General features: G+C 47.3%; 25 protein-coding genes and 1 tRNA gene. 12 read left to right on the forward strand and 14 right to left on the reverse strand.

Going from position 1 to position 21,251, the window contains the following annotated elements:
- Positions 1 to 60 precede the first annotated feature (60 nt).
- Entirely contained in the window at positions 61 to 507 is a 447-nt protein-coding gene (locus CWE22_RS01655) for a nucleoside deaminase (protein WP_169929666.1), read from the forward strand.
- On the opposite strand, the gene CWE22_RS01660 is transcribed toward CWE22_RS01655, so the two are convergent.
- From CWE22_RS01660 to dbpA, 5 genes are all read right to left on the reverse strand, one after another.
- A complete protein-coding gene (locus CWE22_RS01660; RefSeq protein ID WP_169929667.1) occupies positions 504 to 1,304 on the reverse strand; it encodes an SDR family NAD(P)-dependent oxidoreductase in 801 nt (266 codons plus the stop codon). The genes CWE22_RS01655 and CWE22_RS01660 overlap by 4 nt on opposite strands.
- Positions 1,301 to 2,236: an SDR family oxidoreductase gene (locus tag CWE22_RS01665; protein WP_169929668.1), complete on the reverse strand. Its 936-nt coding sequence runs from the start codon at positions 2,234 to 2,236 to the stop codon at positions 1,301 to 1,303. Before CWE22_RS01665 ends, CWE22_RS01660 begins: the two co-directional genes overlap by 4 nt.
- Positions 2,233 to 3,132: a bile acid:sodium symporter family protein gene (locus CWE22_RS01670; protein WP_169929669.1), complete on the reverse strand. Its 900-nt coding sequence runs from the start codon at positions 3,130 to 3,132 to the stop codon at positions 2,233 to 2,235. Before CWE22_RS01670 ends, CWE22_RS01665 begins: the two co-directional genes overlap by 4 nt.
- Positions 3,133 to 4,428, reverse strand: coding sequence for a flavin-containing monooxygenase (locus CWE22_RS01675; protein ID WP_169929670.1), 1,296 nt, complete (start codon positions 4,426 to 4,428; stop codon positions 3,133 to 3,135).
- 102 nt (positions 4,429 to 4,530) lie between these two features.
- Positions 4,531 to 5,922: an ATP-dependent RNA helicase DbpA gene (gene dbpA / locus CWE22_RS01680; RefSeq protein WP_169929671.1), complete on the reverse strand. Its 1,392-nt coding sequence runs from the start codon at positions 5,920 to 5,922 to the stop codon at positions 4,531 to 4,533.
- A 126-nt stretch (positions 5,923 to 6,048) separates the two neighbouring features.
- On the opposite strand from dbpA, the gene CWE22_RS01685 reads away from it, so the two are divergent.
- From CWE22_RS01685 to CWE22_RS01695, 3 genes are all read left to right on the forward strand, one after another.
- Positions 6,049 to 6,327 (forward strand): peptidylprolyl isomerase, encoded by a 279-nt coding sequence (locus CWE22_RS01685; RefSeq protein ID WP_169929672.1) that lies wholly within the window; start codon positions 6,049 to 6,051, stop codon positions 6,325 to 6,327.
- Between the two features lie 119 nt (positions 6,328 to 6,446).
- Positions 6,447 to 6,782, forward strand: coding sequence for a hypothetical protein (locus tag CWE22_RS01690; RefSeq protein WP_169929673.1), 336 nt, complete (start codon positions 6,447 to 6,449; stop codon positions 6,780 to 6,782).
- Between the two features lie 82 nt (positions 6,783 to 6,864).
- A complete protein-coding gene (locus CWE22_RS01695; protein WP_169929674.1) occupies positions 6,865 to 7,698 on the forward strand; it encodes a BON domain-containing protein in 834 nt (277 codons plus the stop codon).
- Positions 7,699 to 7,772: 74 nt separating this feature from the next.
- On the opposite strand, the gene CWE22_RS01700 is transcribed toward CWE22_RS01695, so the two are convergent.
- Positions 7,773 to 8,435 (reverse strand): Crp/Fnr family transcriptional regulator, encoded by a 663-nt coding sequence (locus CWE22_RS01700; protein WP_244595997.1) that lies wholly within the window; start codon positions 8,433 to 8,435, stop codon positions 7,773 to 7,775.
- A gap of 290 nt (positions 8,436 to 8,725) precedes the next feature.
- On the opposite strand from CWE22_RS01700, the gene CWE22_RS01705 reads away from it, so the two are divergent.
- Both CWE22_RS01705 and CWE22_RS01710 read left to right on the forward strand, forming a co-directional pair.
- Positions 8,726 to 8,872: a lmo0937 family membrane protein gene (locus tag CWE22_RS01705; protein ID WP_169929676.1), complete on the forward strand. Its 147-nt coding sequence runs from the start codon at positions 8,726 to 8,728 to the stop codon at positions 8,870 to 8,872.
- A gap of 98 nt (positions 8,873 to 8,970) precedes the next feature.
- Entirely contained in the window at positions 8,971 to 9,420 is a 450-nt protein-coding gene (locus CWE22_RS01710) for an energy transducer TonB (RefSeq protein WP_169929677.1), read from the forward strand.
- Between the two features lie 14 nt (positions 9,421 to 9,434).
- Here CWE22_RS01710 and CWE22_RS01715 read toward each other — a convergent pair.
- The 6 genes from CWE22_RS01715 to CWE22_RS01740 form a co-directional block, all read right to left on the reverse strand.
- Positions 9,435 to 9,511 (reverse strand) — tRNA-Val (locus CWE22_RS01715).
- A 125-nt stretch (positions 9,512 to 9,636) separates the two neighbouring features.
- Complete coding sequence (locus tag CWE22_RS01720; RefSeq protein ID WP_169929678.1) at positions 9,637 to 11,193, reverse strand: AbgT family transporter; 1,557 nt, start codon at positions 11,191 to 11,193, stop codon at positions 9,637 to 9,639.
- A gap of 81 nt (positions 11,194 to 11,274) precedes the next feature.
- Entirely contained in the window at positions 11,275 to 12,477 is a 1,203-nt protein-coding gene (locus CWE22_RS01725) for a vWA domain-containing protein (RefSeq protein ID WP_169929679.1), read from the reverse strand.
- A gap of 12 nt (positions 12,478 to 12,489) precedes the next feature.
- Positions 12,490 to 13,347: an AAA family ATPase gene (locus CWE22_RS01730; protein ID WP_169929680.1), complete on the reverse strand. Its 858-nt coding sequence runs from the start codon at positions 13,345 to 13,347 to the stop codon at positions 12,490 to 12,492.
- Positions 13,348 to 13,359: 12 nt separating this feature from the next.
- Positions 13,360 to 13,740: a DUF6746 family protein gene (locus CWE22_RS01735; RefSeq protein ID WP_169929681.1), complete on the reverse strand. Its 381-nt coding sequence runs from the start codon at positions 13,738 to 13,740 to the stop codon at positions 13,360 to 13,362.
- 152 nt (positions 13,741 to 13,892) lie between these two features.
- Positions 13,893 to 14,948, reverse strand: coding sequence for a DUF3080 family protein (locus CWE22_RS01740; RefSeq protein WP_169929682.1), 1,056 nt, complete (start codon positions 14,946 to 14,948; stop codon positions 13,893 to 13,895).
- 31 nt (positions 14,949 to 14,979) lie between these two features.
- On the opposite strand from CWE22_RS01740, the gene CWE22_RS01745 reads away from it, so the two are divergent.
- Positions 14,980 to 15,585 carry a riboflavin synthase subunit alpha gene (locus CWE22_RS01745; protein WP_169929683.1) on the forward strand — a complete coding sequence of 202 codons (606 nt, stop codon included), beginning with the start codon at positions 14,980 to 14,982 and terminating at the stop codon, positions 15,583 to 15,585.
- Between the two features lie 89 nt (positions 15,586 to 15,674).
- On the opposite strand, the gene CWE22_RS01750 is transcribed toward CWE22_RS01745, so the two are convergent.
- Positions 15,675 to 15,866: a CPXCG motif-containing cysteine-rich protein gene (locus CWE22_RS01750; protein WP_169929684.1), complete on the reverse strand. Its 192-nt coding sequence runs from the start codon at positions 15,864 to 15,866 to the stop codon at positions 15,675 to 15,677.
- Between the two features lie 104 nt (positions 15,867 to 15,970).
- On the reverse strand, positions 15,971 to 16,876 hold the full coding sequence (locus CWE22_RS01755) for a DMT family transporter (RefSeq protein ID WP_169929685.1): 906 nt from the start codon (positions 16,874 to 16,876) through the stop codon (positions 15,971 to 15,973).
- A gap of 143 nt (positions 16,877 to 17,019) precedes the next feature.
- On the opposite strand from CWE22_RS01755, the gene thrS reads away from it, so the two are divergent.
- From thrS to pheS, 5 genes are all read left to right on the forward strand, one after another.
- Positions 17,020 to 18,936, forward strand: a complete 1,917-nt coding sequence (gene thrS, locus CWE22_RS01760) for a threonine--tRNA ligase (RefSeq protein WP_169929686.1) — start codon at positions 17,020 to 17,022, stop codon at positions 18,934 to 18,936.
- A 19-nt stretch (positions 18,937 to 18,955) separates the two neighbouring features.
- A complete protein-coding gene (infC, locus tag CWE22_RS01765; RefSeq protein ID WP_169930983.1) occupies positions 18,956 to 19,498 on the forward strand; it encodes a translation initiation factor IF-3 in 543 nt (180 codons plus the stop codon).
- An 85-nt stretch (positions 19,499 to 19,583) separates the two neighbouring features.
- Entirely contained in the window at positions 19,584 to 19,781 is a 198-nt protein-coding gene (gene rpmI, locus CWE22_RS01770) for a 50S ribosomal protein L35 (protein WP_169929687.1), read from the forward strand.
- A gap of 17 nt (positions 19,782 to 19,798) precedes the next feature.
- A complete protein-coding gene (rplT, locus tag CWE22_RS01775) occupies positions 19,799 to 20,152 on the forward strand; it encodes a 50S ribosomal protein L20 (RefSeq protein ID WP_169929688.1) in 354 nt (117 codons plus the stop codon).
- Positions 20,153 to 20,256: 104 nt separating this feature from the next.
- Complete coding sequence (pheS, locus tag CWE22_RS01780; protein ID WP_169929689.1) at positions 20,257 to 21,237, forward strand: phenylalanine--tRNA ligase subunit alpha; 981 nt, start codon at positions 20,257 to 20,259, stop codon at positions 21,235 to 21,237.
- The last annotated feature ends 14 nt before the right edge of the window (positions 21,238 to 21,251 follow it).

A 21,251-nucleotide genomic window follows, 5' to 3' on the forward strand; every position in this document is an offset into this window, starting at 1 on the left:
TCAATTGTACGAACTCTTGTTTACTGACTCGTAACGAATGATTGTAAGGACTATACATTGATGAGTGATACAGATTTATTTATGCAGGCGGCTATCGAAGAAGCAAAGCAAGGCCTTGCCGAAGGTGGCATTCCGATAGGTTCGGTGTTGGTCTACCAAGGTGAGATTATCGGCCGTGGACACAATCGCCGTGTGCAGCAGGGCAGTCCCATTTTGCATGGTGAAATGGACGCACTAGAAAATGCTGGGCGACAGAGTGCTCAGGTGTATCGAGATAGTGTCATTTACACCACGTTGTCTCCATGTTGCATGTGTTCTGGAGCGATTGAGTTATACGGTATACGTAAAGTCATTGTCGGTGAAAATCAGACGTTTATGGGCGCCGAACAACGCTTGCGAGATGCAAGCATAGAGGTTGAAGTGAGGCAGGACGCTGAGTGCATTCAACTCATGAAAGACTTTATTGCGGCGCGACCCGACTTATGGAATGAAGATATCGGTGTCTAGTGCTTGTGCTCGAGCTCAACACGCAAACGGCGACGCATGAGTCGAAGATAAAGACTCGGAGTGATGCGGTAGAGCAAGCTTGCGAAATAGGTAAAGCGATCGGGGAATAGGCGTTGGCGGTTGCTATAGATAGCGCGTTCGATGCGCTCGGCCATCCATTCAGTGCTGCGCATGTTACCGACCATAGAGCGTGGATGCTTGGCGACCAAACCTTGCCCATCAAGGGCGTGGTGCTCAATGGGCGTATCCACAAAGCTCGGATAAACCATCAAAATAGATACGGGTGTATCAGCGATTTCAGCGCGCAACGTTTCAAAATACTGAGTGAGAGCAGATTTAGCTGCGCAATAGCCCGCTCGACCTAATACTGGCATCCAACCTGCCATGGATCCCATATTGACGATTTTGCCGCTGCTTTTCTGCAACAAAGGCAGCAGCCCTTGCGTGAATTGCACCGGCGCGAGGTAATCGACCGCAAGCACTCGCTCAATGACGTCGAGCTGAGTTGCTGTTGCTAACGAACGATGAGTAATTCCAGCATTATTAATCAGCAGGTCTAAACGCGGAAGCTCACTGGCTTGATGATTCAACCAAGTGGCGACTGCAGCGCGGTCTGATAAATCTAACGCGTGTAGTGCGACGGCTGTTCCGTCGCTGAAATGTTGTTCCAAGGCTGCAGCATTGATATCCACTAAAACAAGGGAGTAATCAGCGCTTAATCGCTGCGCCAATGCCAATCCTAACCCTGATGCAGCGCCTGTAATCAGCGCTATGGGTTTCGAGTCAGGGGGTGTCATGAGCGATACTCAGGATTGTGTTCAAGAAAGAAAGCAAATACCTCTCTTGAAGTTTTTTGTGGTGTATAGCCGAACGACGCTTTCAAAAGTTCATTGGCTAACACGGGACGATAGCGTAAAAAATCAATTTGCTCGGCGCTGTATTGCGTCAGGCCAACTTTGTGGCCGAGCCGCAGTGCAGATTTAAGCAGCCAGGGTGGCAATGTCAGTAACGGTTTGTTCAGCGCTTCAGCGATTTCGCTGATGGTCATGGCGCCGTCACCGGCAAGATTATATTGACCTTCTTTACTCGCGGTTACGCCGTCATGAATGATATTGACGACATCTTGGTCCCAAATAAACACAAATGGCGACTCTGAACCTTTAATGGCAAGCAAACGTCGTTTGGCAAATAAATCGGTAATTTGATTCTTCGTTTGGGCACCAAGAACAGTCCCTGGGCGTAATACGAGCTGTTTTAACTGCGGTTGCTCTAACCGATAATCGGCGAGCATTTCCTCGATTAGACGCTTATGATAACTGTAAGCAAAGCTCTTATTACCGCGCAATGGGTCGGATTCGCTTAACCACATTGGATTGTTGGCATGATATCCGTAAGCGGCGCCACTACTCGTGACAGTAAGATGCTGAACATTGGCTTGCACGCAGGATTCGACGACATTTTGGGTGCCATTCACATCAATGTCATAGTCGCGTTCACGATTGTCGCTGGCTTGCATGACACTGGCTAAATGAATGACATGTGTGATTTGGTGTTGCAGCATAATATCGGCAAGTCGCGCTGAACGAATATCCTCCCGATAATAAGGGTAGGGCTGTGCGTTCGCTGGGCGAATATCAACGCCAACAACCTGGTGCTGTGATTGCAGACGAGCAATACAAGCTTGGCCAATATAGCCTTCACTACCTGTGATCAGGATATTGAGTGTCATCTCGTTGCTGTCCTTGATGCGTTTCCATGCCGACGATCCAGCCATTGCCAAAAGAAAGTTAAGCTTAGACCTGAAATTAGATGCCAAATTCCCCACGCGGCCGCGATGATGGCCATCTCTGTTTGGGCTGCAAAATACGTGAAAATAATTCCCAGTCCTAAACCTGAGTTCTGCAAACCAACTTCTAAACTGATGGCACGGCGATCTGCTTGTGGCAACCCGAGTAGTCGAGCAGAAGCCCATCCTAGGCTTAACGCTAGTGCATTGTGGGCAACAACGAAAAGCAAATAGATGCTTGCGCCAGCAATGAACTTATCCCAGTTTAACCACAGTGCAATGGCGACAAATCCCAGCAATGCGATAAGCGAAACGATTCGAAAAAATTGCTCGGTGGTGGCCGCGAAATGTGGAAATCGACGACCACACAGAAGCCCCAGAGTTAGTGGGATCGCTAGCACTAAGACAACAATAGTGAGCATATCCCAGGTCGAGACATCAATGGCTTTTAAAAGCGCATCCGTGTGCGGATTCAAACTTGCATAGAACATGAAATTCAGAGGGGTGAGTACAGAGGCCAGTAAGCTAGCAATACCAGTCATACTCACCGACATGGCGGTATTGCCATTGGCTAAGTATGTCATTAAGTTGGAGAAGCTACCGCCGGGACAGCAGCTCACTAAAAGCAAACCGAGCGCCACTTCGGCAGGCATAGAAATCAGCGAGACGGCCACATAGGTGAGTGCAGGTAAGAGTAAAAACTGTGCAACTAATCCGACTAGCGGCCCCTTTGGCGCCCGAGCTACACGTTTAAAGTCGTCTGCTTTTAAACTTAACGCGATGCCAAACATCATCAATGCTAGTACAGCATTCAAGACAAACAATGATGCAGCAGACATTTATGCCTCGTGTCCAATCAGCTTCATTTCTTGTGCTAGCGCTTTGAGATAAGTGTCTTTATGCACGTAATACGCCATGCGCTCAAGGTCGAGATAGTGCATACCACCGTCAATACGTTGTTGCACATGTTCTTGTGCTCGTTGAAAGAAGGTTCTCGCTCGTTGCGGGTTATCTCGTTGCTGACGAATAACCGCAGCGACTAACTGAGCTTGCTCGTCACGCCCTTGCCAACCTAAACCAGCCGCTTCAACCATTCCCATCACAAACAAATTATGCTGCTGGGGATTGAAGATATTCAGATAAAGCTGCGGAGCATGGCCGTTCCAGTTCAGATGCTTTGCTTCGATAAATGGATAGTGCAGCTTGTAGCCAGTCGCTTGCAAAATAAGGTCATAATCAGCACTTTCGCCATCCTTAAATGTTGCTCCGCTGTCTGTGAGTTGCTCAATAGCTGGGCGAACTTTAATGTCACCATGACCAATATGATGCAAGAACAGGGTGTTAATGACCGGATGTGATTCATACATCCGATAGTCTGGATCGGGCAGTCCATAATGGCTGGGTTTGCCGGTGAGTAGTCGCACTAACAATCCATCGATGACTTGCTTTAGGCGCATCGGTAGCTTAATTTTGCCGCCGAGCGTATCAATGGGGCGACCTGCCACAAATTTCGGGAGGAAGTAATAGCCACGGCGTACGACCATATCGACGCTTTTGGCGCGGTGCACAGCATCAACCGCGATGTCGCAGCCACTGTTACCGCAACCGATGATCAATACGCGTTTACCAGCAAAAATATCAGCGCTGCGGTAATCACAGCTATGCATCATCTCGCCACGATAATCACCCTTCAACGTTAGCCGGTTTGGATTGTGCAGGGTACCGTTTGCGAGTAAAACTGAACTTGCTAACAAGGTATGAACGTCATCGTGTTGGCGATAGGTGACTAACCACTGATCGTCTTGTGGCTCAATTCTCTCTACCGTGCTATTGAAGCGATAATGCTCATACAAGCCAAAATGACGTGCGTAATCTTGAAAATAGGCCTTCAATTCGTCGTGTTTAGGGTAGGTCGCGACATGGTCCGCCATTGGGAAGTCGCTATATTCCGTCATACGCTTTGATGAAATCAAATGCGCCGAGTCATACATAGTGCTGGTGGGGCTATCGATATCCCACAAACCTCCCACATCTGTATGCGCTTCCAGCCCAATCACATCAAGGTTCTGTTCCTTCAGTCGACGCACCGTGCACAGTCCCATGGGACCCGCGCCAATCACCACACATGGATTCATAACGACCTACTTATCAACATAAACTGGTATTGATAATAACAACCACCGCCACCGATGACATTAGTTTTCAAACAGTTTTCGGAGAATCCCATACATGCAAAATCACAGCGCGCGGGCGCGAAAGCGCTTGCCCTTGATTTTGTCGTTGTTGATTAGGGTCAACGCATGCTTGGCAGAAGACTTTTTGACAGCGACAAACGCCCACTGACTTTGAACTTTGATTTTGCCGATGTCGGCCATGGTGAGTTTATTGTCGCGAGTGAGTGCACCAACAATATCACCAGGACGTAATTTGTCTTTCTTGCCACCACTGAGTTGTAGCGTTACGAGTTCTGCTTGCAACGGTATGCGTCCGGCTGCTGGGTGTGGCAGTGGCTGCAGTTTGATGGGCTCGGCGAAGGTATCTTCGAGTAAGCGCAGTCTGTAGTCGTCTTGTGGGCCAATGAGGGTAACCGCAAGGCCCTCAGCACCTGCACGTCCGGTACGACCAATACGGTGGGTATGGGTATCGGTGTCGTGAGCCATGTGCACACTAATCACTAAATCGAGTTCGGCGATATCAAGGCCGCGTGCAGCGACATCGGTTGCAACCAAAACGCGAGCGCTACCGTTGGTGAATTGCACCATCGTTTGGTCACGATCTTTCTGTTCCAAATCACCATGCAAGGCAAGCACACTGTGACCTTTGCCGTGCAGCTTATCGGCGATTGCCTGCGTTTCTGCTTTGGTGTTACAGAACACCATACAATTACCCGGTTGCTGATCAAGAAGCAGTTGGTTGACTGCTTGTGCAGCGGCGGTATCCGCTAAATCATAAAATCGTTGAGTGATTCTCGTAGCGGCTTGAGTCGAGGCGACTTGAATGGATCGCGCGTTCTTGCTGACACGAGCCGTCAACTGTTCAATTTTGTTTGGATAGGTGGCACTAAATAATAAACTCTGGCGTGACGCTGGTGTTGCCGCAATCAGAGCGTTAATCTCGTCTTGAAAGCCCATTTCTAGCATCCGATCGGCCTCATCTAAAACCAACGTAGCTATCTGATCGAATTGGATACGCTGCAGATTCGCATGATCGAGGATTCGCCCAGGCGTCCCCACGAGCACATGAGCCCCGTGTTCGAGCGAAGCTATTTGATTGCGTGCCGGAACGCCACCACAGAGCGTTAATACTTTCACGTTCGCCATTGACTTGGCCAATGTTCGTATGGCTTCTGCGACCTGTTCTGCCAATTCGCGGGTAGGGCACAACACCAGCGCTTGCGGTGCGAATATTCCGATGTTGAGTTTTGCCAAAATCCCAAGTGCAAAGGCGGCTGTTTTGCCCGATCCTGTTTCTGCCTGAACAAGAACGTCCTCGCCCGCCAAGATGACCGGTAAGCTCAATGCTTGTACCTCGGTCATATGCTGAAATCCAGCTTCACTCAAGCTTGATAACAGGGCTGGCGAGAGCTTCAATTCAGTGAAGTTGCGTGGACTAGTGTTTGAATCAGACATGCTTACGATCACTTATTGGTGGCTTTGTATTGGCTACATTTAGTTGCGGGCATTGTATCAGAGATATTGGTTGGGACGGATGGTTTGTGTAGACTTCAATAGTTCTGACAGATTCTAGGAGAGCTCATGGCTCGCGCGCACGCTTTACATATTTTAGTGAAAACCCAAGCCGAAGCAGAACAGCTGAAACAGCAATTAGCAAAAGGTGCCAAGTTTGGGGACCTAGCGCGCAAATATTCCTTGTGCCCGTCAGCTAAGAAAGGCGGTGATCTGGGTGAGTTTGGTCGTGGTCAAATGGTTCCCGCTTTCGATAAAGTTGTCTTTAGTAAACCTACCTTAGAAGTTCACGGTCCGGTGAAAACCAAATTTGGTTGGCACCTCATTAAAACACTTTCGAGGAGTTAGAACTTTACCCAAGCTAAACATCCTATGTGCGTTACCGTACCGAATTCCCCACAATAATCCTGCAGACTCTGTCCACAACCAACACATTTTAGTGTCGGCTGATTAAGATAGAGGTAGTTATGAAAACACAAGATAAACGTCCAGACGGTTCTCATATTAACGAAAACCATAGCGGCAAAACTGCTCAAGGCAAAACTATTGGTATGCCGGACACGCAGAAAAATGCTGATTCTACCCGTCCGCAACAAACTCAGGTAAAGCAGCAAGCCAACCCGAGTAAACAGCAATGGCAGCAGCGTGTGCCATCTGCTCAAACTGAGTGGAAAAAGCTTAGTGAAGCTGAGTTGTTGCAATCAAATGGTGATCCAAAGCGCCTAGCTGGTTTGGTTGAGAAACGTTATGACATCAGCCATTCCGCAGCTGAAACGCAAGTAAATCGTTTTCTAAATAAATAAGGTTAGACCCAGTCTAGCTCGATGCTGATGGCCATATATTTGGGCCGTCAGCATATTTGGCCCTAGTGGTGAGGAATATAGTATGCGTACTTTAACGACAAATGTATTAGTGTCTTCGGCAATAGCTCTAGCGCTTGGCTTTAGCAACGTTCAAGCATCTGACAAGATCACGCTCGAAGAATCACTAATGAACGCGCGCCAAGAAGCGCAGATTTCTACGACTTATGCTTTAAGTCCATATTTACAGACGCATGGGCTTCAAGTTTCAGTTCTCGATGGTAAAGCCATTCTGACCGGTAATGTCTCTGATGAGATTCATAAAGAACTCGCCGGCGCTATTGCTGATGGTGTTGATGGCGTAGATAGTGTTGATAACCGTATTGTTGTCGATCGCAATTACCAACGTCCGAGCTCTAATGATGTTCGTGATTATGCAGACGTTGTTAGCGATGCGGAAATCAACGCAGCAATTAAATCAAAACTATTATGGAGTAAACATTCTGACGGTATGGATATGGTTGTTGTGACTGAAAATGGTCATGTTGAATTGACCGGTAATGTTGCCACTCAACAAATGAAACAGCTCGCTCAAAAGCTAGCTCTTGATACCCAAGGTGTGCGCTCTGTCCGAAATGAACTTCAGGTGAGTGAAAAAACTATGACTGGGCATGCTTATGGTAAAGACAAAACAGCAGATAATACGATGATAGAGGACAGCTGGATAACCACTAAGGTCAAATCTAGTCTGCTCTATTCGCGAAATGTATCAGGTTTCGATATCGGTGTAAAAACCAACAAGGGTGTGGTTACTCTCGACGGTTTAGTAAGTAGTGGCATCGAGAAAGCGTTAGCGATTGAACTCGCTGAGCATGTTCGCGGTGTCAATAGCGTTGAAGCAAAGGGTCTAGTATTTTAAAAGACCATCGATAACAGTGACGGCGAGCAACTAGTCTTGATGAGTTAGGTGTCGCTGTTACTGTTATTCGACTTTCAGCTCATCAAACGTGCGGTTTCTGCTCGAACGACTGCGTAACATTCACAACAAAGACGTTCAAGCTTAGGACGGTCAGTAACCATAATATGACCTCGGCTATAATCAATCACACCTTGTTTATGCAGACAACCTGCAGCTTCGGTCACTCCCTCGCGACGAACCCCCAGCATATTGGCGATTAATTCCTGAGTCATGACCAAATGATTGTCTTTGAGTAAATCCAGTGATAGTAACAACCACCGACAGAGTTGTTGTTCAATATTGTGGTGACGATTGCAGACAGCTGTTTGCGCCATTTGAGTTAACAATGATTGAATGTAGCGCAATACCAGTAACATCAATTCACCATGTCGGTTAAATTCATCTTTGATGCGGAGCCGTGGCAATCGATAGGCAAACCCTGAACTTTGCACTACAGCACGACTGGTTGTACTACCGCCTCCCATAAACAGCGAAACGCCTACCAAACCGTCGTGTCCGACAACTGATATTTCAGCTGATGCTCCGTCTTCTAAAACATAGAGGAGCGATACAATACAGTTGGTTGGGAAATAAACATGGCGGAGTAACTCTCCAGATTCATAAAGTACTTTTCCCAATGGCATATCAACGAGTTCGAGATAGGGCAGAATTCGCTGCTGCACGTCTACAGAGAGCATCTGCAGAATACTATTCTCGATGGGAGAATGGATACCGAGGAAGCCATTAGTTTTATTCGTAATTAACCGATTGGAGTCTGACATAATTCCGATCCTTTCTAGGTCTTAATTTATCAGAGTACAGGTCGCGGAAAGCAGGAACTGTGCGTTAACGCACACAGATTCATGGTTTCGATTTTGCTTAAACCTTACTTAAAAAAATATCTATATGTGCGTTAACACACTGAACAAAGCATAGAGGTTGAGCAAACTACGGAGGGTTAATAGTTTATTCATTGGAGAACGCCGTTATGTTAGAAACAATTGTTGTTTTACTCATCATATTATGGGCATTAGGTCTGGTGTCATCTTACACGCTAGGTGGTTTTATCCATATTCTCTTAGTTGTAGCGCTGGTCGTTATCGTGATTCGCGTTCTACAAGGTCGACGAATTTAAATTGAGGATATTTGTTAATCTTTATTTAGTCACTCGTTGATAATTAATAGTCAGGCGTATAATCTTGACTCAGAAAATCAACAAAAAGGTCAGATTAAATGAAACGATTAATGCTGAGTACTGCGGCAGTATTCTTGGGGCTAATTGCTGTACCTGGGGTCCATGCGCAGGTTGCGGGTAGCGCGCATGTCAAACTCAGTCAGCTTGACCCCGCTGCGGAACAGGCTTTGTGGTCTCGCGAAAAGGATTTTCCAGTTGCGTATCCAATTGAATTGGCGATGGATGGCATTACCGGCTGCGCGGTATTAGAAGTTAAAGTGGATAGCGACGGTGTTACAGATGCGATTGAACTGGTTAGCGGTGTGCCGAGTCGTGAAATGAAGTTTTCTGCACCGAAGTTGGTTCGTAGTTGGGACTGGGTCAACAGAACCGAGCGTCCTAATGCTGCAGAAACTAAGCTTATTCGCCTCGATTTTTGCATGGAACGCGGTGATGAAAGCGCAGCTATTGCCGCCTGCGAAGCGCAAGCCAAATTGGAATGTCGGTAAATAAAGCGAGAAAGTGGTGCGTCCGAGTAGACTCGAACTACCGACCCCTACCATGTCAAGGTAGTGCTCTAACCAACTGAGCTACGGACGCACATTCTAAAGCAGAAGTTCGCAAGCGCGAACGGCCGCTATATTAGTCATTTGGCGGTACGGGTGCAAGTGGTTTTTCACCTACACCCGTTTGTTTGCTTGAAATGTGTGCAGTATTAGCCAGCATTAAAAGCCCAATGGAATACCTAAAGTAAAGAACGCGACGAGCAGGGCACTCCAGACCACCATAAATGCCAAAGAATAGGGCAGCATCATGGCAATCATTTCCCCAAAGGTGAGTTGCGGATTGTATTTGCGCATAAAGGCAAGAATAATGCCTGCATAACTCATCATCGGTGTGATGATGTTGGTCGATGAGTCGGCTAAGCGGAACGCAGCTGCCACTAAATCGGGCGTCATTTCGCTATTTACTAGGTACAACATCGGAATAAAGATAGGGCCCAGTAACATCCACTTCGAAGTTAAACCACCGACAAAGAGATTGATCAGCGCGGTAACCACAATAAAGCCAAGTAATAACAACACAGGATAAGACTGCAAGCCGAGGTTGGTCAGTAAAGTGGCACCGAGATAGGTGATGTAGGCGCCCAACCCACTGTGACTGAGCACACCCAAGAAGTTGTAGCAGAAGAATGTGAGCACCAGAATATAGCCCATGGTATCCATCTGTTTGACCATAGCGCGGACGACATCAGGCAAGCCCTTAAATTTTCCACTTGCCACACCGAATGCGATACCGATCACGATAAAAACAAAGGTGATGAGTAATATTACATTGTTTAGATATGGCGTTACCGTTGTGCCTTCTGCGGTGGTGTAAGGTGCAAGTGGTCCTGCAGCAAGCCCATAAATGGCAAGCAGAGCGAGCAGCAAACCTATACCAGCTGCCCGTAAGCCTTTCTTTTCTTCCGGTGTGACGTCAAAGTCAGTGATTTTGAGTTCGTCAGGCACGGTAAAAGCTTTTTGTTCGAGCCGTGGTTGCACAAACTTTAGAGTAACCCAAGCACCGACAATTCCCAGAACGAAGGTTGAAGCCAAGATAAAGTAGTAGTTCATTGTGGCGGGAGTCAGCGCTTCGCCCGCAGCATTCACAAAAGGTATGTTTTGCGCTTCGGCAAAAACTTTAGCATTGACGCCGATAATGACGTCGATAGGCGTCGCTGGAATCAAGTTCGCGCTAAATCCAGCTGAGACGCCGGCAAAGGCTGCAGCCATGCCAATCAATGGATTCTTATTCAAACCGGCGTAGAGTAAACCCGCTAAAGGAATGAGGATTAGGTAGCCAGCATCTGTGGCAATAGAACTCATAATACCAATGAAAACCAGGAACAAAGGTAACCAATTCATTGGGAGTCCGCGCGAAACCTTCTTCAGAATAGCCGCGAATAATCCGGAGTGTTCGGCGACACCGACACCAAGCATCACAATCAAGATAACGCCAAGTACACCACCACCAAAACCTAGCCAATTGGCTAGAAGAGCGTTGTCAAAAAGCCATACGACGTTTTCCGCGGCCAACATATTTCGAATTTCGTAATTAATCGGCTGACCATCGCCACCATAGGTTGTAAAGGTAAGGCCACCAATTGCCCAGGTCAGCACTAATGCACCGATTAGGAAGTAAATAAAGATAATAACGGGATCTGGAATTCGTCGTCCGACACGTTCGACAAACGCAATAAAGCCGCCGTTCTCAGCGGCAGAAGGGGATTGTTGTGACACCGAAATGTTCCTTTTGAAGTATCGTTTTTCTTGTTAAGAAACCGATACTAGCTAATTCAAATAGGTGTGTCACGCCACTATTTATTCGACCGAAAGGCCGGTAGCAGCAGACTTTTTCAACAGCGCAGCAATCGCCTCGGTGAGTCCGGCAACAGTGAGAGGATACATGCGTCCGCCCATTATCTCGTGCAGCATGTCAATGGAGTGATGCCAATGCCAGTGTTCGCGTAATTGCGGATTGAGCCAGACGGCATTGGTAAAATGATTCAGTAGACGGCGCATCCACACTTCACCCGGTTCTTCATTCCAATGTTCAACACTGCCACCTGGGTAGGCGATTTCATAGGGCCCCATAGTGGCATCACCGACGAAAATCAGTTTGTAGTCGCGACCAAAGCGATGAATAAGGTCAAGTGTTGAGAGCTTCTCGGTGTGGCGGCGATTATTCTGCTTCCAAACGGATTCATATACGCAGTTATGAAAATAGTAGAACTCAAGGTGTTTAAACTCATTTCGAGCAGCGGCAAAGAGTTGTTGGCAGGCAAAGATGTGGTCGTCCATTGAGCCGCCAACGTCAAAGAGAATCAATACTTTCATGGCATTATGGCGCTCGGGCTGCCACTGCAAATCAAGTAAGCCGGCCTTTTTTGAAGTGGCGCGGATGGTTTCATCCAAATCCAATTCTTCTAACGCTCCGGTTCGAGCAAATTTCCGGAGACGTCGCAACGCTAATTGAATGGAACGATTATTAAGCTCTTCGTCGGTATCTAAGTCTTTGAATTCGCGTTTGTCCCAAACTTTTACGGCTCGACGGGCGTTACTGCCATCTTGGCCAATCCGAATTCCCTCAGGATGGTAGCCATAGGCGCCAAATGGTGACGTGCCACCTGTGCCTATCCACTTATTGCCGCCAGCATGTCGTTTTTGCTGTTCTTGCAGACGCTCGCGAAAGGTTTTGAGCAATTCATCAAGTCCGCCTAGGGCTTTTAGTTTTGCTTTGTCCTCATCACTCAGGTGTTTTTGCATACTGCGTTCAAGCCATTCGGCGGGTATGCTCGACGCAATATCAATTTGTTCAACACCCTCAAAATACTCTGCGCAAGCGCGGTCAAACCGGTCATATTGAGTTTCATCTTTCACCATAATCAAGCGCGCTAGATGGTAAAACGCCTCAACATCGGCGAATACCAGTTGACGTTCCATGGCGTTCACCAAATCGAGGAGTTCCGTCAGGCTTGTCGGAACGCCGTGCTTGCGCAAGCAGAGAAAGAATTCGATTAGCATAAGAGAGAGTTGCTACGAGCCATCACGACGACGCGCCATAAATGCCAACTTCTCGACTAGTTGGACATCTTGCTCATTCTTTAACAAGGCGCCGAACAAGGGCATGAGACCACCTTTTTGCTTGGTCTCCTGTAGTTGTTGAGGAGTGATCTTTTCCGCCAATAAAAGCTTCAACCAATCAATTAGCTCAGAGGTTGAGGGCTTCTTCTTAACGTTGGGCATCTGCCGCACATCGAAGAAGACCTCGAGTGCAGTGCTCAAGAGCTGCTTCTGGATATCCGGGTAATGGACTTGAACGATGTCGCGCAGAGTATCGGCATCGGGGAACTTGATGTAATGAAAAAAGCACCGGCGTAAAAAGGCATCAGGTAATTCTTTTTCGTTATTAGAGGTGATGATGACAATCGGGCGTTGCTGCGCCACGATCTGTTCGCCCGTTTCGTAGACGTGAAATTCCATCTGGTCGAGTTCATGCAACAAGTCATTTGGGAATTCAATATCGGCTTTGTCGATTTCATCAATGAGCAGAACCGGGCGCTGCTCAGCAGTAAATGCCTGCCACAACTTACCTGGTTTGATGTAATTGCTAATATCGTGAACTTTATCGCTACCTAGCTGACTATCACGCAGTCTTGATACCGCATCATACTCGTACAAGCCTTGTTGTGCTTTGGTCGTCGATTTAATCTGCCACCGTAACAGGGGAGCATTGAGACTGGCAGCAAGTTCTTCCGCAAGTCGAGTTTTACCGGTCCCCGGTTCACCTTTTAAGAGCAGCGGCTTTTCCAATGTTACCGCGGCATTTACGGCTAAGCTAAGATCTTCCGCCACAATATATGTGGCGGTACTGGTAAACGATTGGCGTGTCATAACGTGTCTCTATTACTGCTTCGGTGGAGCAATCTTAGCAATATTCTCGAGGTAGTTGGTGCCAGTTTCTTGTACTTGGTCAAATTCCATCCGTTCAGAACTCAAGTGGACTACTTCCACTTGCTCTTGCATGGTTTCAACTTCCTCATTTAAGCGAGCTAAAGCGACCTCAATGGTATAGGTGAGTTGATGAATTTCAGCCATATCGGTGGCCGTCAAGTTTGACTTGCCGATAATAGCTTGCAGTTTCGCATTGTAGACACTGAGATTTTCAATAGCTGCATCTAGGGTTGGCGATGCCTCACCTTCAAAGTGATCAGGACGTTTTTCATCAGCAAATGCAACGGTTGCTGGGATAAGCGCTAAAGCGACAACTAAAGGTAAAAACTTCATATTAACTCCTGATTGAATGCTAATGGTTACTGGCTAATGGTTAATGGCTATTTGTTAATCGTTATTCGTTATTCGTTAGTCGAAAAACGAACAGCGAAGCGTACGAACAACACTTTTAATTTTAAGTAGTGAGAATCATTCGCATTAGAGTATCACGATTGTGAGCCCGGTTGGAAGTCACAGTCACGAAAGAATTGTTGCCAATGTTCGGCGTGCGTTTTAATCGCGGCAGTCAACTGGATCGATAGGTCCTGTAACTCGGTAAGATAATCAACCAATAGCGTTTGGTTGCTGTGTTTTTGAAGCTCTGTGAGTAACGGGTTGACGCGATACGCATGGCCGATCAGGAGTGCTACTTGTGCTTGCACTTCAGCGGCAAAGTACTTACTAAAGACCGTCCGGAGTACCTGTGCACGCTGCGGAGTGCCAGCACTCAAACAGCCTGAGCGCTCTCCAGAACCGATGACTAACGAGTGACTTTGCTCAAGCCCATGGAGCCATTCATGCTGATTGCGCCACAATAAACCGAGTGCTTCATTTTGTTCTAAGGTTTCAAGGGCCCGCTCAAGTCGCTCGGCACTGATCAATACTTGATCCGACTCCTCGGTGTATTGAAGCAAATTCAGGAGCACTTGAAAGGCATCCAAACTCTCAGCCAGAGATTCATTCGAGAGGTCAGCGCTACTTTGATTAGCAGGTGTCAGGGCGTGTCGTAATGCGTCGTCAGATGCGATAGCTCGTTGCTTGAGCAGTGGGAGAGTCTCTCGTTTAGCCGCGAGTGCTTGCTGCAATCGTTGTCCGAGTTCGGAACTAGGATCATCTAAGCTGGTTAAACAGTCATTTAATTGGTCAATAATTTCTAAATCACCGTGGTAACGTCGAAAACCAGTTTCTAAACGCCCCAATGCCGAGTTACGCTGCACGATACTTGCGCCTGCAGCACAGGTATCTAACCGTAACGAATCCAGCAGAGAAACCGTGACATCCGGAACTTCAACACGCAGTTTGCGGGGTTCTGGCGGTCGAATTACAGCAGGTAACTGCAAAGCTGGGAGCGGCAAATCTTGTGGTGTGGCAACGCGTTCACGATAATCGACTAAAACTTTAAGTGCTGGCGGCGTATCGCTACAGCCGCTTAGAGTTAGGCTGAAAAGCAGTGTAAGTAGGCCGAATGCATAGCCAAATCGAGTGGTTCTGGTTACAATCATCGTCCTCTCACATCGTTCATGGAATGGGTTCATGTTTACAGGTATTGTCCAAACGCAGGCCACCGTCAAAACACTGACTCGGCGTGGCGAGTTCGTCCAATTGTGCTTGCAAGTGGAACCTCAGTTTCTGGTCAACGTTCAGCTCGGTGCCAGTATAGCCATAAACGGTTGTTGTCTCACTGTGGTTCACTTTACCGAAACAACGGTCAATTTCGATGTTATTAACGAAACCTTGCGCTTAACCAATCTCGGTGAGTTGAGCGTGGGCAGTGTGGTGAATTTCGAACGGTCGTTGAAGGTGGGTGATGAAATAGGAGGGCATCATGTGTCTGGCCATATACACGGTGTCGGCACGGTTGCACAACTCGATATCAGCGATGATAACTGGGCGATGTGGATTGAATTTCCAGAAGATTTTATGCGCTATATTTTTGCTAAGGGTTTCATCAGCGTCAATGGCGCCAGTCTTACTATTGGTCAGGTTAAAGACAATCGTTTCTCGCTGCATTTAATTCCAGAAACGCTGCGATTAACCAACTTAGCAAACGTCGAAGTAGGAACGCGTCTGAATCTAGAACTCGATCAACAAACAATCACCATCGTCGACACCGTAGAACGAACCCTCGAGCGTCGCTAATTGCTATTAGTTACTGGCTATTTGAAAACACTCGATCCTGTGTCGCGAGTAACTAATATCCAATAGCTAATATCGCTTTGCGCTTTTCGTTATTCCTCCACTCGGAGGCGTAGTTGATCGTGTAATTCATCGACCTCGAGATGTAGATGAATATCATGCCCGCAAGCGCGGCATTCATCCTGATAGTCTTGGTCGCCCTGACTCGGGTCAAGCATTACATGCACGGCATGTCCGCACATGGGGCAGTGTACCGATGCATCACGTAATTTCTCAGCATTCATGACAGGTACTCCTCAGTTAAACTCCTTCCTATTGAGAGTTTTCACTTGTGAGTATGGTACGTGGACTGGATATTTTCCTGCCGTAATCAAGCTAACAAAGTTAACTAATTGAAGAGTAGTGCAATTCCGCAAACAGCAAGTAATGCGCCGGCTATTGCGCGCAGCGAAAGTCGGCGCCGACCGTGTTCTGCTGGCAGAAACCATTGAATAGGTATCAACCATAACGGCGCGGTTGCCAACAAGGTTTGCGCCACGCCGGGGTGCACAAAAGCAATAGCGGTTTGTTGCAACCAAATAGCAATGAACGTACCCAGTACAATCGCTGTCACTAACCATGGTATCGATGTATGACGCAATGCAGAACGAGTTGAGCTAATAAGGCTGGGTTTGAGCACCAACAAAGCGATCGTTAGTGCGACGGTACCGGCAAAAATACGCAACAATGCGGCGTTTAATGGATTCATTTCGAAGGCAGTCAGCGCATGGAATGCCATGACTAAGCCGATGGCTTGACACAATGCAGCGCCAACACCCGCTGCAAGGCCAGAACGGCTCAACTGAGCGTTTGTAACCGTGGCCGGTTGACGTTCAGAAAGCACAATGACGATGCCACCAATAATGACCAGCGCAGCAATAATTTCGCCAGCAGCCATTCCTTCATTCAAGAACCACCACGCAATCAACGCCGCAAAAGGCGGTGCCAAATACTCCAGTAGCATGGTGTGCCATGGGCCGAGCCGGCGCAAAGCAGTAAAATACAGGGTATCGCCGATAGTAATGCCAATCACACCACTAGCCAGTAACAGCCATGCTGCAATGCTGCCGTCAAAACTCAAGAGTTGACCGGTTAACCATGCTGCGATGAATAATAACGGACACGCGACCGCGCCTTTGACAAGGTTCAATTGTGCGGCATTCAGGTAGCTACCCGCTTGGTTATATAGCAGCGTGGCAATGGCCCAGAATAGTGCAGCGGTGAGTGCGGCTAAATGACCGATATAGGCTTCCATGGCGCGCTATTCTAGCGGCCATTTTGGATTGCAGCAATGCGCAGGCTACGATATAGTTGAGGGCTAATTCGTGAGAACTCAAACTCGCTTTAAAAATCACAAGTGACACTTGGTAGGTGCCACCACTGTTAAAGGATAAAGTCATGCCTGTAGTAACGCTTCCCGACGGTAGTCAACGCGCATATGAAAACCCAGTCTCCATTTTAGACGTCGCCCAAGATATCGGCCCCGGTTTGGCAAAAGCCACTGTCGCTGGTCGTATTAATGGTGAACTTGCGGATGCTAGTGACCTAATCTCCAGTGACGCAACACTGCATATCATTACGCCGAAAGACGAAGATGGGCTGCATATTATTCGTCACTCTTGTGCGCATTTGTTAGGACATGCCATCAAACAGCTGTTTCCACAAGTAAAAATGGCAATTGGTCCAGTTATTGATAACGGTTTTTACTACGACGTTGATCTCGACAAATCGTTAACGCAAGACGACTTGAATGCCATTGAACAACGCATGCTAGAGCTTGCTAAGACCGAATACGAAGTCGTGAAGAAGAAGGTCAGCTGGCAAGAAGCGCGTGAAACCTTTGTACAAAGACATGAGTCTTACAAAGTCGAAATTTTAGATGATGATATCAGCCAGGATGATCGCCCTGGTCTGTATCATCATGAAGAATATATTGATATGTGCCGCGGACCTCATGTTCCCAACATGAAATTTTGTCAGCATTTCAAAATCATGAAGGTAGCGGGTGCATATTGGCGCGGTGACTCTGACAATAAAATGCTGCAACGCATCTATGGCACTGCATGGACCGACAAGAAACAATTAAAGGCCTATTTACAACGCTTGGAAGAAGCTGAGAAGCGCGACCATCGCAAGATCGGTAAAACCCAAGACTTGTTTCACTGGCAAGAAGAAGCGCCGGGAATGGTGTTCTGGCACAACAACGGCTGGACCATTTTCCTTGAGTTGGAGCGCTATGTTCGGCAAAAACTGCGTGAGTATCGTTACCAAGAGGTGAAAGGCCCATTAATGATGGATCGCGTCTTATGGGAACGTTCTGGTCACTGGGAGAAGTTCTCTGAATTGATGTTTACCACTTCTTCAGAAAACCGTGAATACGCAGTGAAGCCGATGAATTGCCCAGGCCACGTACAAATCTTTAATCAAGGTTTGAAATCCTACCGTGATTTACCTTTGCGCATGGCTGAGTTCGGTTGTTGCCATCGGAATGAGCCGTCAGGTGCTTTGCATGGATTGATGCGCGTTCGTGGTTTCACACAAGATGACGCCCATATTTTCTGTACGGAAGAGCAAATACAGGAAGAAGTCAGCGGCTGTATCAAAATGGTCTATGAAACCTATAAAACATTCGGTTTTAACGACATTGTTGTGAAACTGTCGACTCGTCCTGAAAAACGATTGGGTGACGATGCCACGTGGGACCGCTCTGAGGCCGCTTTGGCTCAAGCTTTGAAGAATAATGGCATCGATTTTGAGTATTTGCCCGGAGAAGGGGCGTTTTACGGCCCTAAAATCGAATTTACCTTGCACGACTGTATCGGTCGGGCATGGCAATGTGGTACAGTACAGCTCGATTTTGCGTTGCCTGGTCGATTAGGTGCAACCTATGTTGGCGAGAACAACGAAAGACACGTGCCGGTGATGATTCACCGCGCGATTTTAGGGTCTCTCGAGCGCTTCATGGGTATTCTCATTGAAGAGTATGCGGGTTATTTCCCAACGTGGCTGGCGCCAAACCAAGTTGTTGTCATGAATATTACCGATAATCAGGCGGATTACGCTAAAAATATCGTGAAAGAACTGACAAAACTGGGCTTTAGAGCAACAGCTGACTTGAGAAATGAGAAAATAGGCTTTAAAATCCGCGAGCACACTTTAAAACGTGTTCCATATTTATTGGTTGTCGGCGATAAAGAAGTCGAAAACCAAGCGGTTGCGGTACGTACTCGTCGTGGCGAAGACCACGGTGTGAAAGGGCTCAACGAGTTTATTGAGCTACTCACAGACGATGTAAATACACGCAAGATTAGTTAACTTGTTGGAGGAATAACCCATTAAAGGCGGAAAAAGAACTCAGAAAGCTGGTGACAAAAATCGGATTAATGAAGAAATTCGCGTCAACGAAGTACGTTTGATTGGCGTTGAAGCCGAACAGATTGGTGTCGTAAGTATTCAAGAAGCTCTTACATTGGCTGAAGAAGCTGGTGTTGATTTGGTGGAGATCAGTCCAAACGCTGAACCACCTGTCTGTCGTTTGATGGATTATGGCAAGTTCCTCTACGAGAAAGCGAAGAACCAGAAAGAGCAAAAGAAAAACCAGAAGCAGATCCAGGTGAAGGAAGTCAAATTCCGGCCTGGAACTGATGAAGGCGATTATCAGGTAAAACTACGCAACCTGACTCGCTTTCTGGAGGGAGGTGACAAAACTAAAGTCACTATCCGTTTCCGTGGCCGGGAAATGGCACACCAAGACCTCGGGATTGATTTGTTGAATCGTATTAAAGACGATTTACAAGAAATCTCGACCGTCGAATCGTTCCCAAGACGTGCTGAGGGTCGCCAGATGATTATGGTGCTGGCCCCTGTTAAGAAGTAACTGTGGTTCGCAAGTAGGGCGGTTGTTGTAACCAATAACCAAACTCACCCTGTTACACTTTTATTAACAATGCGGAGTAATTTTCATGCCGAAAATGAAATCCAATAAAGGCGCTTCCAAGCGCTTTAAGAAAACCGCTTCAGGCGGCTTTAAATGCAAGCAATCACACTTGCGCCACATCCTGACTAAGAAGAGCTCAAAGCGTAAGCGTCATCTCCGTGCTAAAAGCATGGTACATGTAGCTGACGTTCCACTTGTCGCTCGTATGTTACCGTACGCTTAAGGAAGGAGATTTAAAAAATGGCACGAGTAAAACGTGGTGTGACAGCGCGCGCGCGTCACAAGAAAGTCCTGAAGCAGGCGAAAGGTTATTATGGTGCTCGTAGTCGCGTTTATCGCGTCGCGAAGCAAGCTGTTATCAAAGCAGGTCAGTACGCATACCGCGACCGCCGTGCGAAGAAACGTCAATTCCGTCAATTGTGGATTGTTCGTATCAACGCTGCAGCGCGTCAAAACGGTTTGTCATACAGCCGCTTTATCAATGGCTTGAAAAAGGCATCTGTAGAAATCGATCGTAAAATCCTAGCTGACATCGCTGTGCACGACCAAAATGGTTTTGCTGCGTTGGTAGAGAAAGCAAAAAGCTCTCTGTAAGCGGGTATAGGTTGTGAAAAAGGGAGCAGAGATGCTCCCTTTTTTTGTGCATTTTCGTTATCATAGGCGACTTTGTAAGCTATGGACCACCACTGAGGAACGTCATGGAGTTAAATGACATCGTAGCAGCTGCAGAAGCTGCTGTAGCGGCTGCCGAATCGCCGCAAGCACTGGATCAAGTTCGGGTCGATTATTTAGGTAAAAAAGGGCGCTTAACTGAGCAGCTCAAGAGCCTAGGAGCACTCAGTGCAGAGGAACGTCCTGCTGCAGGTCAAACCATCAATCAAGCCAAGCAACAAGTGCAAGGTTTGATCAATGCGCGAAATGACGAGTTGAAACAAGCTGAGCTTAACGCAAAGCTGGCCGCAGAGCGTATCGATGTGAGTTTGCCCGGACGTCGTAGTCAGGTTGGTGGCTTTCATCCCGTAACTAAAACCATTCAGCGTATTGAAGCTTTTTTCGGTGACCTTGGCTTTCGTGTGGTCGAGGGACCGGAAGTGGAAGATGCATTCCATAATTTTGATGCGTTGAATATTCCAGCGAATCATCCGGCTCGCGCTGACCACGACACATTCTATTTCGATGCGAATACGATGCTGCGTACACAGACCTCCGGTGTCCAAATCCGTACTATGGAGAAAGAACAACCACCGCTACGGATCATTTCGCCGGGTCGTGTGTATCGTAATGACTATGATCAGACGCACACGCCGATGTTCCATCAAGTCGAAGGGTTAATGATCGACACAGATGTGAGTTTCACTCAATTGAAAGGGATCTTAGAAGACTTCTTGGTGAACTTCTTTGAGGAGTCGTTAGAAGTGCGCTTTCGTCCATCCTATTTCCCATTTACAGAGCCTTCCGCTGAAGTAGATGTGCGCCGTAAAGACGGTCAATGGTTGGAAGTATTAGGTTGTGGCATGGTTCATCCGAGTGTTTTACAAGCGGTTGGTATTGATAGTGAAAAATATACTGGATTCGCGTTCGGCATGGGAGTCGAACGCCTAACGATGCTACGTTACGGCGTGAATGATTTACGCGCATTCTTCGAGAATGACGTCCGCTTCTTAAAACAATTCAACTAAGACCAGGTGAACAA

This window comes from Pseudidiomarina aestuarii (assembly GCF_003987355.1).
Taxonomy (GTDB): domain Bacteria; phylum Pseudomonadota; class Gammaproteobacteria; order Enterobacterales; family Alteromonadaceae; genus Pseudidiomarina; species Pseudidiomarina aestuarii.

Coding starts and splice junctions, on each gene's coding strand:
- CWE22_RS01655 (WP_169929666.1), top strand. CDS start 61: ATGAGTGATACAGATTTATTTATGCAGGCGGCTATCGAAGAAGCAAAG.
- CWE22_RS01660 (WP_169929667.1), bottom strand. CDS start 1,304: ATGACACCCCCTGACTCGAAACCCATAGCGCTGATTACAGGCGCTGCA.
- CWE22_RS01665 (WP_169929668.1), bottom strand. CDS start 2,236: ATGACACTCAATATCCTGATCACAGGTAGTGAAGGCTATATTGGCCAA.
- CWE22_RS01670 (WP_169929669.1), bottom strand. CDS start 3,132: ATGTCTGCTGCATCATTGTTTGTCTTGAATGCTGTACTAGCATTGATG.
- CWE22_RS01675 (WP_169929670.1), bottom strand. CDS start 4,428: ATGAATCCATGTGTGGTGATTGGCGCGGGTCCCATGGGACTGTGCACG.
- dbpA (WP_169929671.1), bottom strand. CDS start 5,922: ATGTCTGATTCAAACACTAGTCCACGCAACTTCACTGAATTGAAGCTC.
- CWE22_RS01685 (WP_169929672.1), top strand. CDS start 6,049: ATGGCTCGCGCGCACGCTTTACATATTTTAGTGAAAACCCAAGCCGAA.
- CWE22_RS01690 (WP_169929673.1), top strand. CDS start 6,447: ATGAAAACACAAGATAAACGTCCAGACGGTTCTCATATTAACGAAAAC.
- CWE22_RS01695 (WP_169929674.1), top strand. CDS start 6,865: ATGCGTACTTTAACGACAAATGTATTAGTGTCTTCGGCAATAGCTCTA.
- CWE22_RS01700 (WP_244595997.1), bottom strand. CDS start 8,435: ATGCTCTCTGTAGACGTGCAGCAGCGAATTCTGCCCTATCTCGAACTC.
- CWE22_RS01705 (WP_169929676.1), top strand. CDS start 8,726: ATGTTAGAAACAATTGTTGTTTTACTCATCATATTATGGGCATTAGGT.
- CWE22_RS01710 (WP_169929677.1), top strand. CDS start 8,971: ATGAAACGATTAATGCTGAGTACTGCGGCAGTATTCTTGGGGCTAATT.
- CWE22_RS01725 (WP_169929679.1), bottom strand. CDS start 12,477: ATGCTAATCGAATTCTTTCTCTGCTTGCGCAAGCACGGCGTTCCGACA.
- CWE22_RS01730 (WP_169929680.1), bottom strand. CDS start 13,347: ATGACACGCCAATCGTTTACCAGTACCGCCACATATATTGTGGCGGAA.
- CWE22_RS01735 (WP_169929681.1), bottom strand. CDS start 13,740: ATGAAGTTTTTACCTTTAGTTGTCGCTTTAGCGCTTATCCCAGCAACC.
- CWE22_RS01740 (WP_169929682.1), bottom strand. CDS start 14,948: ATGATTGTAACCAGAACCACTCGATTTGGCTATGCATTCGGCCTACTT.
- CWE22_RS01745 (WP_169929683.1), top strand. CDS start 14,980: ATGTTTACAGGTATTGTCCAAACGCAGGCCACCGTCAAAACACTGACT.
- CWE22_RS01750 (WP_169929684.1), bottom strand. CDS start 15,866: ATGAATGCTGAGAAATTACGTGATGCATCGGTACACTGCCCCATGTGC.
- CWE22_RS01755 (WP_169929685.1), bottom strand. CDS start 16,876: ATGGAAGCCTATATCGGTCATTTAGCCGCACTCACCGCTGCACTATTC.
- thrS (WP_169929686.1), top strand. CDS start 17,020: ATGCCTGTAGTAACGCTTCCCGACGGTAGTCAACGCGCATATGAAAAC.
- rpmI (WP_169929687.1), top strand. CDS start 19,584: ATGCCGAAAATGAAATCCAATAAAGGCGCTTCCAAGCGCTTTAAGAAA.
- rplT (WP_169929688.1), top strand. CDS start 19,799: ATGGCACGAGTAAAACGTGGTGTGACAGCGCGCGCGCGTCACAAGAAA.
- pheS (WP_169929689.1), top strand. CDS start 20,257: ATGGAGTTAAATGACATCGTAGCAGCTGCAGAAGCTGCTGTAGCGGCT.